Annotated in this window: 13 protein-coding genes; 1 reads left to right on the plus strand and 12 read right to left on the minus strand. The window is 42.6% G+C overall.

Annotated elements, in window-relative coordinates; genetic code table 11:
• Window positions 1–18: 18 nt before the first annotated feature.
• From JQ841_RS07075 to miaA, 5 genes are read right to left on the minus strand one after another with little or no spacing between them, the layout of a single operon-like run.
• On the minus strand, window positions 19–774 hold the full coding sequence (locus JQ841_RS07075) for an SDR family NAD(P)-dependent oxidoreductase (RefSeq protein WP_203180512.1): 756 nt from the start codon (window positions 772–774) through the stop codon (window positions 19–21).
• A gap of 20 nt (window positions 775–794) precedes the next feature.
• Window positions 795–1,724 carry a ribonuclease Z gene (rnz, locus tag JQ841_RS07080; protein ID WP_060627850.1) on the minus strand — a complete coding sequence of 310 codons (930 nt, stop codon included), beginning with the start codon at window positions 1,722–1,724 and terminating at the stop codon, window positions 795–797.
• Window positions 1,725–1,738: 14 nt separating this feature from the next.
• Window positions 1,739–2,362: a cystathionine beta-lyase gene (locus JQ841_RS07085; protein ID WP_203180513.1), complete on the minus strand. Its 624-nt coding sequence runs from the start codon at window positions 2,360–2,362 to the stop codon at window positions 1,739–1,741.
• Complete coding sequence (gene hflX / locus JQ841_RS07090; protein ID WP_203180514.1) at window positions 2,355–3,593, minus strand: GTPase HflX; 1,239 nt, start codon at window positions 3,591–3,593, stop codon at window positions 2,355–2,357. The genes JQ841_RS07085 and hflX overlap by 8 nt, the downstream gene beginning before the upstream one ends.
• Complete coding sequence (miaA, locus tag JQ841_RS07095; protein ID WP_203180515.1) at window positions 3,586–4,470, minus strand: tRNA (adenosine(37)-N6)-dimethylallyltransferase MiaA; 885 nt, start codon at window positions 4,468–4,470, stop codon at window positions 3,586–3,588. Before miaA ends, hflX begins: the two co-directional genes overlap by 8 nt.
• A gap of 120 nt (window positions 4,471–4,590) precedes the next feature.
• Here miaA and JQ841_RS07100 point away from each other — a divergent pair, with 120 nt between their 5' ends.
• Entirely contained in the window at window positions 4,591–4,761 is a 171-nt protein-coding gene (locus JQ841_RS07100; protein WP_001051780.1) for a DUF3042 family protein, read from the plus strand.
• A 50-nt stretch (window positions 4,762–4,811) separates the two neighbouring features.
• Here JQ841_RS07100 and JQ841_RS07105 read toward each other — a convergent pair whose 3' ends face one another.
• The 7 genes from JQ841_RS07105 to JQ841_RS07135 all read right to left on the minus strand — a co-directional run.
• On the minus strand, window positions 4,812–5,651 hold the full coding sequence (locus JQ841_RS07105; RefSeq protein WP_203180516.1) for a thymidylate synthase: 840 nt from the start codon (window positions 5,649–5,651) through the stop codon (window positions 4,812–4,814).
• A 52-nt stretch (window positions 5,652–5,703) separates the two neighbouring features.
• Complete coding sequence (locus JQ841_RS07110; RefSeq protein WP_001043052.1) at window positions 5,704–6,138, minus strand: HD domain-containing protein; 435 nt, start codon at window positions 6,136–6,138, stop codon at window positions 5,704–5,706.
• Between the two features lie 99 nt (window positions 6,139–6,237).
• The gene (locus tag JQ841_RS07115; protein ID WP_000078564.1) at window positions 6,238–7,197 is read right to left on the minus strand and encodes an ROK family glucokinase; all 960 of its coding nucleotides are present in this window, start codon (window positions 7,195–7,197) and stop codon (window positions 6,238–6,240) included.
• A gap of 111 nt (window positions 7,198–7,308) precedes the next feature.
• Window positions 7,309–8,001 carry an excalibur calcium-binding domain-containing protein gene (locus tag JQ841_RS10120; RefSeq protein WP_203180517.1) on the minus strand — a complete coding sequence of 231 codons (693 nt, stop codon included), beginning with the start codon at window positions 7,999–8,001 and terminating at the stop codon, window positions 7,309–7,311.
• A 49-nt stretch (window positions 8,002–8,050) separates the two neighbouring features.
• Window positions 8,051–8,668, minus strand: a complete 618-nt coding sequence (locus JQ841_RS07125; RefSeq protein ID WP_203180518.1) for an alpha/beta fold hydrolase — start codon at window positions 8,666–8,668, stop codon at window positions 8,051–8,053.
• Complete coding sequence (gene pabB, locus JQ841_RS07130; protein ID WP_203180519.1) at window positions 8,669–10,390, minus strand: aminodeoxychorismate synthase component I; 1,722 nt, start codon at window positions 10,388–10,390, stop codon at window positions 8,669–8,671. It lies immediately after the preceding gene.
• A gap of 184 nt (window positions 10,391–10,574) precedes the next feature.
• Window positions 10,575–12,838 (minus strand): DUF1542 domain-containing protein (locus tag JQ841_RS07135; RefSeq protein WP_203180520.1); only part of this gene is annotated, 2,264 nt, incomplete at its 5' end.

Consider the following 12,838-nt stretch of genomic DNA (forward strand, 5'->3'; position numbering starts at 1 on the left):
TTTTAGGAACAACTTTTTTTATTTATAATTAAAAGTTTCCCCTGCCAACTTATCAGCTAGCTTGGGAAAGAGAGTATAAAACTTATGGGCTAGGTTCAACAAAAAAGGAAGATTGAGTTCTCGTTTATTTTTTCCTATAATCTTGACAATCTTTTTAGCCACTGCATCTGGTTCTAGCAGGAAACGGTCAACCGACTTAAGATAAGTCCCATCTGGGTCCGCTTTGTCAAAAAATCCTGTTCGGATTGGTCCTGGATTAACCGTTGTCACATAGACACCATAAGGCATGAGTTCTAATCGTAGGGCATTTGAAAAACCAATAGCCGCAAACTTAGTTGCTGAGTACAAACTAGACTTAGCTGTTGCAATCAAACCTGCCATGCTGACGATATTGATGATATGGCCTTTTCGGCTTTCCTTCATACGAGCCGCAAGGCGTCGAGATAGATTCATCAGGGCAAAGGTATTGACCTCGAACATCTGATGAATATCTTGGTCAGAAATCTGGTCAAATTCCTCAAAAATTCCGTAACCTGCATTGTTAATCAATACATCAATCTTGCCATAGCGGAGATAGAGGTCTGCTACCATAGTTTCTAAGGCTGAATCATCGGTAATATCAATTTCAATCAATTCTGCTTGTGGATGATTTCCGTAGAGTTGGGCTAATTTTTCCTTATTTCTACCAAGCAAGATGAGTTGGTCATTTGGCAGGAGTTTGACCATCTCTTGTGCTAGACCACCGCTAGCTCCGGTAATGAGAATAGTAGGCATACTTATCCTTTCCCAATCTTTTAGATTTCCACTTCTTCCAAGTCTTTAACCACATGGACATTTTCAAAAATGCTAGCAGCATCTTTCTTGAGCTTGCTGATATCTTTTGAGAGGAAACGGGCACTGATATGGTTGAGCAAAAGGCGTTTAGCACCTGCTTCTACCGCTACTTGTGCAGCTTGCATGTTAGTAGAGTGGCCATGGTTACGAGCAATTTTTTCGTCACCCTTACCATAAGTCGATTCATGGACAAGGACATCGGCATTGACAGCCAGACGCACACTGGCATCCGTTTTTCGAGTGTCTCCTAAAATAGTGATAATCTTACCCGGACGTGGGGCTGAGATATAGTCTGCTGCCTTGATTTCAGTCCCATCTTCTAAAACAACGTCCTGACCGTTTTTAATTTTTCCAAAAAGTGGGCCAAATGGGACACCTGCCGCCTTGAGTTTTTCAGCATCCAGCGTTCCTTCCAAGTCCTTTTGAATGACACGATAGCCAACGCAGAAAATAGTATGATCCAATTCTTCCGCGTACACAGTGAATTTATCGGTCTCAAGGATTTTTCCTAGAGAATCTTGGTCAAATTCATGAAAATGAATGCGGTAAGGCAGGCGCGAACCTGACACACGAAGGCTGGTTAAGACAAAGGACTTGATTCCTTGAGGTCCATAGATTTCCAAATCAGTCTGCTCTTCATTAGCCTGAAAGGCACGGCTAGAAAGGAAACCTGGCAAGCCAAAGATATGGTCTCCATGCAGGTGGGTGATAAAGATTTTGCTGACCTTACGTGGTCGAATTGTGGTTTCCAGAATGCGATTTTGCGTACCTTCTCCACAGTCAAAGAGCCAGACTTCGTTAATCTCGTCCAAGAGTTTCAGGGCGAGACTGGAGACATTGCGGGCTTTAGAGGGCTGACCAGCCCCCGTTCCTAAAAATTGAATATCCATTCGATACTTTCTAATTAATCAATATATAACATGGCTATGCGGTTTTCCGATCGGAAATAGCGCTTGCCAGAAAAAGCAGCAGCTTCTTGCAGTAAATCCTCTTGGCTGTAACCTTTAAGACGCTTGCGACCATCAGCCAAGCTTTCCAAATCAGTCAAAGCTGTTAGACTCTCCATGCTAACAACTTCCTCATCTCTAATAGCCTTCATGTAAATCTTACCAGACTCTTCAAAGACTAGTTGATGGGGGAAAATTTGCGCAATTTCAAAGAGCAAGTCTTCTGAAATTTTCTCTTCATTTTCAGAGAAAATCCGACCAAGACCCTCACACTCATAACAAAAACCAAAGGATTTACCAGACAGATTAAGACGAATAAAAGGCTTATTTTCTAGGGTGAAACTAGGCTCAGTATTGTAAAGATTCAGTTCCTGACTGAGTTCCACAAAATAATCCGTCGCGGCCTCAGGACTTTTTTTCTGGTAGAGTTCTGCAAAGTAAGCATTGACAACGCTGGGCGGAGGTGTGATAAGTGCCAACTGCTCCTGCTCTGTTTTACCAGCTAGAAGTTGATCCAGATAGACCTTGTCTAGACTTGTATAGCCCCCATATTTTAGAGCTAAGGTTTTAATATCAGTCATAAAATTCTTCTAACCTCCATTTGTTTTTCTCAGAAATGTAGCCTGTAATCACTTCGCCGTCCTCCTGATAATCGCGTTCTTCCAGAATCGCAACACTTTCTAAATCATGAATCTTGTAGGACTTTGAAAAAGGCACTCGCAGGGTAAATGATTCAAAAATACCCTTGATTTTCTCTAAAAACAAAGCCTGCAAATTCTCACGACTATCCTCAGATTTGGCAGAAATGAGGGCGTAGGGCGTTTGGGTCGGCGTAAAATCCTCCACCAAATCTGCTTTATTATAAAGAGTCAGGCGAGGAATATCCTCCATGTCCAAGTCTTTCATGATGGAAAGGACCGTTTTTTCATGCTCTTCGTGGTAAGGATTGCTGGCATCGATAACATGAACTAGAAGATCCACATGCTTGCTTTCTTCCAAGGTTGACTTAAAACTGGACACCAACTCTGTCGGCAAATCTTGGATAAATCCAACGGTATCTGTCAAAGTTACTTGGAGATTGCCTCCCAGATGGATACTCTTAGTCGTCGCATCTAGAGTCGCAAATAGCTCGTCAGCCTCATACTGGGTCTTACTGGTCAAGGTGTTCATGATAGTTGACTTCCCAGCATTGGTATAACCAATCAAACCAATCTTAAAGGTGCTTGACTCCAAACGTTTTTCTCTGACGGTCGCCCGATTTTTCTCAACCACCTTGAGCTGGCGCTCGATATCCGTGATTTGATTGCGAACGCTACGACGGTTCAGCTCCAGCTGGCTTTCACCAGGTCCACGGGAACCAATTCCCCCTGCCTGACGGCTGAGCATAATTCCCTGACCAACCAAGCGAGGCAAGAGGTATTTGAGTTGGGCTAGGTGGACTTGGAGCTTCCCTTCATGGCTTCGAGCTCGCATGGCAAAGATATCCAAAATCAACTGCATACGGTCAATGACCTTGACACCGAGAACTTCCTCTAGATTGACATTCTGCCTTGGGGTCAGACGGTTGTTGACGAAGACAGTGGTAATTTCTTCTGCATCCACCATGAGCGCAATTTCTTCTAACTTACCAGAGCCGACGAAGGTCTTGGAATCATATTTTTCACGTTTTTGTCTGTAACTATCTACAACGACTGCCCCAGCTGTCTTAGCCAGACTGGCCAATTCTTCCATAGAGAGATCAAAATTGTCCATGCCCTGCAATTCCACACCAATCAGCAGGACCCGTTCCTCTTTTTTCTCCGTTTCAATCATCTAAAAACTCCTCTATCTGGCTTAAAATGCGGTCTTGCACACCAGCTTCTCCAATCTGATAAAAGGTGACCTGCATGCGATTACGGAACCAGGTCAACTGACGCTTGGCAAAACGACGGGTAGCCTGTTTGAGACTCTCACTAGCTTCCTCCAAACTCTGCTCCCCACGAAAATAAGGAAAGAGTTCCTTATAGCCAATTCCTTTAGCAGCCTGCACATCTGGATAATGGTCAAAGAGCCACTTGGCCTCATCCAAAAGCCCAGCCTCAAACATCAAATCCACTCGGTGGTTGATACGTTCATAAAGCTGACTGCGTTCGTCATCCAAGCAGATGATCAAAGGTTCATACAAGGTCTCTTGATTTTCCAAATCCTGACCAAAATGGGCAATTTCTAAGGCACGCATAGCACGACGACGATTAAACTGGGGAATCTCAAGGCCAGCTTGCTCCACAAGATGAGCTAATTCCTCATCTGTATAGGGCTCCAAACCAGCCCGATAGGCCAAAATCTCCTCATGAGGAGTCTCTCCACCTAAATGGTAGCCTTCTAGTAAGCTCTGGATATAAAGCCCAGTCCCACCAGCGATAATGGCTAGCTTGCCACGACTGTGAATATCTTCAATAGCCATCTTAGCTTCTGAAACAAAATCAAAAGCCGAGTAAGACTCGGTTACCTCTCTAACATCGATTAAATGATGGGGAACAGCTGACTGCTCTTCTGGACTAGCCTTGGCCGTCCCAATATCAAGTCCTCGATAGACTTGCTGGCTATCTCCACTAACCACTTCGCCATTAAAACGCTTGGCCACTTCAATGGCTAGAGCCGTCTTTCCAACTGCAGTCGGTCCAACGATCACAATTATTTTTGTTTTCATCTTTTTTCCTTGAAAAATTCCCATTTTTTCGTTACTATTATTATAACACAAAAAAGTCAGTCAGAAAAATGTGACCTCTTGAAGGGGCTGGCTGATTGAGAATATAAAGGAGGAAGACTCATGGCTAAAGGATTCGCTAAAGGTCTTGTAACAGGTGTCGCAGGAACTGTCGCTGCCGTCGCAGGTGCAGTATACGCATTTAAAAAGAAAGTGATCGAACCAGAAGAGCAAAAAGCAGCTTTCATCGAAGAAAACCGTAAAAAAGCAGCCCGTCGCCGCGTATCACGTTAAAAAACAAAAGAAGTTGAGATTTATTGTCTCAACTTCTTTTTTCTATTCTTTTAAATAGCTAGGTCAAACTTCAACTGTGGTTTGACAGGGTCATAATCCACCAACTCAAAGTCTTCCGCTTTGATATCAAAGAAATTAGTCCCATCTGGCACATTCAAGACCAAACGTGGTTGGCAGTCAGACGGTTCACGACGAAGCAATTCTTGAGCTTGTTCAAATTGATTGTCATAGATATGGAGGTTGTTGATGAAGTAAAAGAACTTCCCAACCTTCCATCCAAAATGCTTGGCAATCATCATCTGCAAAGCCACATACTGCATCGCATTGATGTGGTGGGCCACTAGCATATCGTTAGAACGCTGGGTCAAAGTCGCATCCAGATAGATTTCCCCATCTACACGACGGACATCAAACATGGTCTGAAAGGCGCATGGGAGCAGCCCGTCTGTTTCTTCGAAAGCTTGGTAATCCCAGAGCGAAATGATATTGCGGCGGTTCCAAGGGTTGGCTTCCAACTGTTTAAGAAGTTTATTGATGATGTCGTGTTTCTTAACAACGGCACCGTAGCGCTCACCGATGGTTCCCGTATCTCCCACTTCCCAATCATTCCAGTAGTGAACATTGTACTTGTCATTAAGCACGTCTAGGCTATTTGACTGGTCTTGGTAAATCCAGAGCACTTCCTTGATGGCTGATTTGATTGCAATAGGACGTAATGTTGTGATGGGAAATTCTCCCTTAGCCAAGTCATACTCGGCAAAGGCACCCGTTACGTACTTGGAATTGGCAACAGTTCCATCCTTGTACTTGGGACGGGCCTGCTCAGAAAAGACACCGTCTTTGAGGATTCGTTCAATATTTTCTTTAAAAATCGTATCTGCTTTTGTCATTTACTCTCACCTCATTTATTGTCCTAACTAGTATAGCATAAAAAAAGCTTTTCTACATGCTCAGATAATCAATAGCTTTCTTGTATTTTTCAAATCGTTCCAGATCCTTTTCAGTAATTGTAGCTAGTCTAGATAAATCTGAATTATGTTTCAAATCTGCTAATTTGACACAACGTGCTATAGGATTCGATTTAACAAGTTCCAAATATTGTTGATAATCTTGTCCCTTTTTCTTGGTCAGTACCTGCACTGCAGTAACAACAGTCTCTGGTAAACCAGCCAATATTAGTTCTTCTGCTGTATAAGGGCTATCTTCAAGAACATCGTGCAATAGAGCGACTGCCTTTTCTTCTTGCGTATCGACCAGACTTGCTACAAAAAGAGGGTGTTTGATATAAACTACTCCAGCCTTATCATATTGTCCCTCATGTGCTTTTTTTGCGATGGACAAAGCTAATTCAAACATGGATTGTTCTGACTTATTCATTTAAAATCTCCTTTCTAAAATCAAAAAGTTAAGAGTTATATTTACAATTATGATCTTGAAAAAGAGCCTGATGAATCACCAAGCTCTGTCATTTTTATTTTATTGCAATACAAGTGATGCTGCTCCGATAACTCCAGCGTCATTTCCTAGAGTTGCAAGAGCTAATTTAGTGGATGTGCGTACTTGTGGGAAGGTATTTTCGTCGTAGACTTTTTGAACACCTTGTAGAAGGAATTCTCCCGCAGCTGACACACCACCACCGATGACGATTGTTGATGGGTTGAGGATTGAACCGATGTTGGCACAAGCGATTCCCAAGTAACGTGAGAAGTTACGGTAAACGATCAAGGCAAGGTCGTCTCCTTCTTTTGCAAGATCAAAGACAGTCTTAGCAGTTACTTCTTCTCCGTTATCAATCAAACGTTTCAAGGCTGCATCGCCTTCGTATTCATCAGCATAGCGACGAGTCAAGTTGACAATCCCTGTTGCAGAAGCGACTGTCTCAAGGCAGCCTTTCTTACCGCAAGTACATGCGATTGGTTGGTCAAAGTCAACAGTGATGTGGCCAAGCTCACCTGCTGCACCAGCAACACCGTGAAGTAATTTGCCTTCTGCGACAATACCGCCACCAACACCAGTACCAAGTGTCATAAAGACAACATCTGGTTGGTTATCACCAGCACCCATCCAACGTTCACCAAGAGCTGCCACGTTGGCATCATTATCGATGAAGAATGGAATGCCCAAGGCTTTTTCAATTTTCTCTTTAATTGGTTGAAGGGTTTTCCAGTTGAGGTTGTAGGCACCAATAACAGTTCCTTTTTCACGGTCAACCACACCTGGTGACCCCATTCCAATACCTTGGAAGTCCGCTGCTACCAATCCAAGCAAGTCCAAACGATGTTGAATAGACTCAATCATATCATCTACGATATGACTTCCCTCATCCAAAATGTTAGTCTTGATAGACCATTTTTCTTGGATTTCTCCTGCTGTTGTTAAGATTGCAAATTTGATAGAAGTTCCACCAAGGTCAATCCCAATAATCTTTTGACTCATCATATTCTCCTTTTTCATTATGAATTAATTGAAAATGCTTACAGTACTAGTATAACAAAATTCAGTTCCTTATGCAAAGGTTTGCATTAACTTTCTGGATTTTATTCTGACTTATGGTTTCCAGAGACCTGAAGCATCTACGTAGTAACGTTCACCATCAACTCGCTCATTCTTAGCCATTTTACCATCCGATTTCAAATAATAATTTCCTTGCCATGCATTGCGAGCGTAAGAACCATCTGATTTCAAGTAATACCAGGCTTGGTAAGAAGAGTCATAAACCCATTCACCTTGAGCCATTTTACCGTTTGATTTAAGGTAGTAAGCTCCTTGCCATGCATTCTTTGCATAAGATCCATCTGATTTCAAATAATACCAAGCTTGATAGGAAGTATCATAAATCCATTCGCTCTGTGCCATTTGACCATCCGCTTTCAGATAATAGCTTCCCTGCCATGCATTTTTCACTGGATTTCCATTTCCATCAAAATAATACCATGCACCATCCTGCTTAATCCAGCCACTTGTTGTTGCTGAACTTGTATCAGTTTGAGTTGTAGTCTTTTGTTTTGCTTTAAAAGCACCCTTAGGGGCATTTTTCAATTCGCAAGCCACACCGTCATGATCGCGGTCTAACTTGGCAGAATAACCAGGGTCTCCCTCGTGAATATCTGCGTATCCATTCGCCCAAGCTTCTTTACAACTAGAAAAATGAATGTTTTCTTCTGCTAACACAGGTTGTGAAAACAAGGCTAAGACTGGCAAGGTAGCCAGACTCATTTTTAAAAATAGACGTTTATTCATTTCGTTCTCCTATAACGATGTTATCGATTTCACTATTATTTTATCAAACTTATTTCAGCAATTCAAGGAAAGGTTTAATCTGTTCAGCAAACTCTTTTGGTTTAGCTTCATTCAAGACATGAGGACCATCTGGTATAATCTGAAATTGAGATTCTGATATTAGTTTATGAAGACTTCTCATAGAACTAAGATTCGGTTTATCTTTGCTGCCACAAATTAGTAAGGTTGGATAAGGACAAGTTCTTGATATATCAGTTAAATCAAGTGTCTTCAATTCCTCAGAAACTCCGACCATAAAAGCCTTATCTGCCCCCTGTTTTTCAAATACCCTTTTGGGAAGCAATTTAAATATCAGCAACTGAAGATAAAATAGGATATTACCGGACAGTTTAAGTGGACATCCTGATAGAACCAACGCTCGGAGATTTGGTAAATCGTAACTGGAAAGTTCTAGTGCCAGAGCAGCACCTAAGGACAATCCAACCAAAACAAAAGGTTCGGTCTCTTGAGCTAGGTACTGATAAACTCGCTCTTTAGCTTGTTGATAGTTGCTAACTCCAGAAGGAAATAACTCAATAGCCTCAGAAGGATAATCTGTCAGTAGATTCCGAACTTCTTTCCAACTATCTGCTGACTGACCTAGGCCATGTAAAAATATTAATTTCATTTAGTTCTCCCTTACTGACAACTCATACAAGCCCCTGACTGCATTACAGCCGTAAATAGCTTCTGCTTGGGCTAAGTCTTTTAAAGTCAAGACTCTCTCTTCTACCTGTCCTGTTTCCAGCAAGAGCTGACGGTAAATTCCTGGCAAGATTCCCAGTCGGATAGGCGGTGTGTAGAGTTTCCCAGAAATTTTCAGAACCAAATTTCCGATAGAGGTTTCAAGAAGTTCTCCAGACTTATTATGGTAAATGATCTCTTGCTCCCCTATGCTCAAATGCGGTCGGTGAGTCGTTTTGAAGTAGATAAAGGCTTGTTGCAAATTGGCTTCCTGAAGGCAAAGTTTGGCCTGACAAAAACTTGGACTAAGAGCTGTTAATACTTGGCGATCGACTTCTATCTCTCCAGACTTGCCGAGAGAAATTCGCAAGCGGTAATCTTGATTAGCAGCACAAGTCTGACACTCTGCTTCAATCTTTTGTCTCAAGTCTTCTAAATCAAAAGGAAAGGCAAAATATCGACTAGATGTTCTCAGTCTTTCCAAATGTTGTTCTTCAAACAACACGTTCTTCTGGCTGATTTTTCCAGTAGTAATCAGCTGAAAACGAGCTTGTTTACGATAAAGAACTGCCGCCTTTTGATGAACCTCACGGTATTCAGACTCCCAAGTGCTATCCCATGTAATGCCTCCGCCAACTCCATAGATGGCTTTCCCTTGATGCAGTTGAATGGTCCGAATAGCAACATTGAAAATTCGTCGTCCATTTGGAAGCAGGAGACCAATGGTTCCACAGTAGACTCCGCGCGGTTGTGGCTCCAAGTCCTTGATGATTTCCATAGTCGCAATTTTCGGAGCTCCCGTTATGGAACCACAAGGAAATAGAGAACGGAATATCTCTACAAGGTCAACATCCTCTCGCAACCAACTCTTGATGGTCGAAGTCATCTGCCAAACCGTTGAATACTGTTCCACTTGGCAAAGACGCTCTACATGCTCACTGCCCACCTCAGAAATACGGTTCATGTCATTGCGCAAGAGGTCCACAATCATCATATTTTCAGAGCGATTTTTAGAATCCTGCTCCAACCAACTGGCCTGTTCAAGATCTTCTTGGTCAGTTACCCCACGCTGAGTCGTTCCCTTCATTGGTCGTGTTGTCAACTCGCGGTCATTTTGCTCAAAAAAGAGTTCTGGACTCATGGAAATCACTGCCATCTCGTCATGTTCAACATAAGCATTGTAGCCCGCCTCCTGCTCTACTACCATACGATTGTAGATGGCAAAAGGATTGGCACTTAATTTTTGCTTGAGTTGGACGGTGTAGTTGACCTGATAGGTGTCCCCCTGCCGCAAATGATGGTGAATCTGAGCAATCGCCTTTTCATAATCTGCTTCAGACGTCACTTCCTGCCAATTTGAAGGCAAATCAACCTCATCATAAGTCAGGGGAATAGGAGATGTCTCCACCCTATCGTGAACAGTAAAGTAAAGCAAATACTCGTCCAGTAAAGGAGCTTTATGAACTGCTAATTTCTCCTCAAAAGCAGGTGCAGCCTCGTAGCTGACATAGCCCACCACATAGTAGCCTTGCTCTTGGTAGCTTTCCACTTGTACCAGCAAATCTGCCACTTCTGCTACATTTCTCGTTTTCAACTCTTTAATAGGCTGGGTAAAGGTGTATCTCTCGCCCAAAGCCCTAAAATCAATCACTGTTTTTCTATGCATATCTTAAGTATAGCACAAAATAAGAAAACCCTCATCCGCAAAGCAGATGAGATTGTTTTTAGTCCCGTCACGTATCTTCTGATTAGAGAAAAAACTCTCCTAGTAGCTATTTTGCTCTAGGAGAGTTTTAAGAATAATATTATCTACTTAGTCTCAAAAAAGGAGTTGCAACTGTTAGAAATCGTTACTGATTTTCTAATTTGTCTTCTTCATCTTCTTTTCGACGACGAGCAATAAGACCAAAACCAAGTATCGCACTAGCTGTTGCTGCAACAATTGCTGTTATGGATTCTGTTGTACCTGTATTTGGCAATTCTCTAGCCACTACACGCTGATTAGTAGCTACTTGCTGATTCTCATTTTCAAGTTGTGAGATAGTAGATGCTACACTATCTTTCACTTTAGCTTTGGCTTCATCAGTTTTCAATACTTGGTCTATTGCTTGTTTTTCCTGTGGTTTTTCTTTAGAAGTTGGATTAGCTGAGTTTACATGAACTCCAGCACTTGCTTCAACTGCTGGTCTAATTTGTGCAATCGGATTGACTGAGTTCACTTCTTCAATACCAGTTGCCTTAGCATGGTCGACTGCTGCATTCGTTGTTGCTTTGTCAATGGTTGCTTTCGCTGCATAAGCTTTCGCTTTAGCTTCAGCCTTAGCCGCGATTTTCTCTTCATCTGTTAAGTCTGTACGAGAATCAATCTCATCATTCTTAGTTTTCAGAGCTTCGTCGATAGCTTGCTTAGCTGCTGTCTTCGCTACTGCGTTTGGATTAACTGAGATGATTTCTCTTGCTCCAGTTAACTGAGCTTGGTCGACTGCTGCATTCGTTGTTGCTTTATCTATGGCTTCTTTCGCTGCATCTGCTTTGGCTTTCGCGTCTGCTTTGGCTGCAGTTTTCTCTTCATCTGTTAAGTCTGTACGTGCATCTATTTCGACAGTCTTAGCTTTGAGCGCTTCGTCGATGACTTTCTTAGCTTCTGTCTTCTCTACTGCTTCTGGATTTACTGAAATTACTTCTGAAGTTCCGTTAGTTTTAGCTTGGTCGACTGCTGCGTTTGTTGTCGCTTTGTCGATTGTTTCTTTCGCTGCGTCTGCTTTTGCTTTCGCATCAGCTTTCGCTGCAGTTTTCTCTTCGTCTGTTAAGTCGTTGTTTGCGTCAATTGCTGCTTCCTTAGCTTTTAATGCATCGTCGATTGCTTGTTTAGCCGCTGGCTTAGCTTGCGCTGTTGGACTTACTGAATCTACTGACGTCACTCCAGCGTTTTTAGCTTGAGTTACTGCATCGTTTGTTGTTGCGTTGTCGATTGCTTGCTTCGCTACATCGGCTTTGGCTTTCGCATCTTCTCTAGCTTTGGCTTTTTCTTCAGCAGTCAAATCGTTGTTTGCGTCAATTGCTGCTTCCTTAGCTTTTAATGCATCGTCGATTGCTTGTTTAGCCGCTGGCTTAGCTTGCGCTGTTGGACTTACTGAATCTACTGACGTCACTCCAGCGTTTTTAGCTTGAGTTACTGCATCGTTTGTTGTTGCGTTGTCGATTGCTTGCTTCGCTACAGTAGCTTTGTCTTGCGCTTCTTGCTTAGCTGCGGCTTTTTCTTCGTCAGTTAAGTTGTTATTTGCTTCGATTTCTTTAATCTTATCAGCTAACGCGGCTTCTACTGCTTTCTTAGCCACTGGTTTTGCTACTGGCGTTGGAGTTACATTGTTTACTTCTGTTGTTCCAATTGCCTTAGCTTGAGCGACTTCGGCGTTTGTTGTTGCTTTATCTATGGCTTCTTTCGCTGCATCAGCTTTGGCTTTTGCATCTAATTTAGCCGCAGTTTTTTCTTCGTCTGTTAAGTCGTTGTTGGCATCAATCTCATCGTTCTTAGCTTTCAGTGCATCGTCAATGGCTTGCTTAGCTGCTGGCTTCGTTACTGGTGTTGGAGTTACATTGTTTACTTCTGTTGTTCCGTTAGCCTTAGCTTGTTCTACTCCTGCGTTTGTTGTCGCGTTGTCGATTGCTGTTTTCGCTGCGTCGGCTTTGGCTTTGGCATCTTCCTTAGCTTTGGCTTTTTCTTCATCAGTCAAGTCGTTATTAGCATCAATCGCGTCATTCTTAGCTTTCAATGCGTCATCGATGACTTGTTTTGCAGCCGGTTTAGCTGTTGGTGTTGGAGTGACTGAAGATATACTTGTCGCTCCGCCATTTTTAGCTTGTTCTACCGCATCATTTGTTGTTGCATTGTCGATCGCTTGTTTTGCTGCAGTTGCCTTATCTTGCGCTTCTTGCTTAGCTGCGGCTTTTTCTTCGTCAGTTAAGTTGTTATTTGCTTCGATTTCTTTAATCTTATCAGCTAACGCGTCATCGATCGCTTTTTTAGCCGCTGGCTTCGCTTGCGCTGTTGGTGTTACTGAAGATACACTTGCTGACCCAGCGTTTTTAGCTTGCGTTACTGCATCGTTTGTTG

The organism is Streptococcus mitis (genome assembly GCF_905187535.1).
GTDB lineage: Bacteria > Bacillota > Bacilli > Lactobacillales > Streptococcaceae > Streptococcus > Streptococcus mitis_BS.

Excerpts from the sequence above, each read along its gene's own strand:
- JQ841_RS07100 (WP_001051780.1), top strand. The coding sequence starts at position 4,591 with ATGGCTAAAGGATTCGCTAAAGGTCTTGTAACAGGTGTCGCAGGAACT.
- JQ841_RS07115 (WP_000078564.1), bottom strand. The coding sequence starts at position 7,197 with ATGAGTCAAAAGATTATTGGGATTGACCTTGGTGGAACTTCTATCAAA.
- JQ841_RS07125 (WP_203180518.1), bottom strand. The coding sequence starts at position 8,668 with ATGAAATTAATATTTTTACATGGCCTAGGTCAGTCAGCAGATAGTTGG.
- hflX (WP_203180514.1), bottom strand. The coding sequence starts at position 3,593 with ATGATTGAAACGGAGAAAAAAGAGGAACGGGTCCTGCTGATTGGTGTG.
- JQ841_RS07075 (WP_203180512.1), bottom strand. The coding sequence starts at position 774 with ATGCCTACTATTCTCATTACCGGAGCTAGCGGTGGTCTAGCACAAGAG.
- JQ841_RS07085 (WP_203180513.1), bottom strand. The coding sequence starts at position 2,362 with ATGACTGATATTAAAACCTTAGCTCTAAAATATGGGGGCTATACAAGT.
- pabB (WP_203180519.1), bottom strand. The coding sequence starts at position 10,390 with ATGCATAGAAAAACAGTGATTGATTTTAGGGCTTTGGGCGAGAGATAC.
- JQ841_RS07105 (WP_203180516.1), bottom strand. The coding sequence starts at position 5,651 with ATGACAAAAGCAGATACGATTTTTAAAGAAAATATTGAACGAATCCTC.
- miaA (WP_203180515.1), bottom strand. The coding sequence starts at position 4,470 with ATGAAAACAAAAATAATTGTGATCGTTGGACCGACTGCAGTTGGAAAG.
- JQ841_RS07110 (WP_001043052.1), bottom strand. The coding sequence starts at position 6,138 with ATGAATAAGTCAGAACAATCCATGTTTGAATTAGCTTTGTCCATCGCA.
- JQ841_RS10120 (WP_203180517.1), bottom strand. The coding sequence starts at position 8,001 with ATGAATAAACGTCTATTTTTAAAAATGAGTCTGGCTACCTTGCCAGTC.
- rnz (WP_060627850.1), bottom strand. The coding sequence starts at position 1,724 with ATGGATATTCAATTTTTAGGAACGGGGGCTGGTCAGCCCTCTAAAGCC.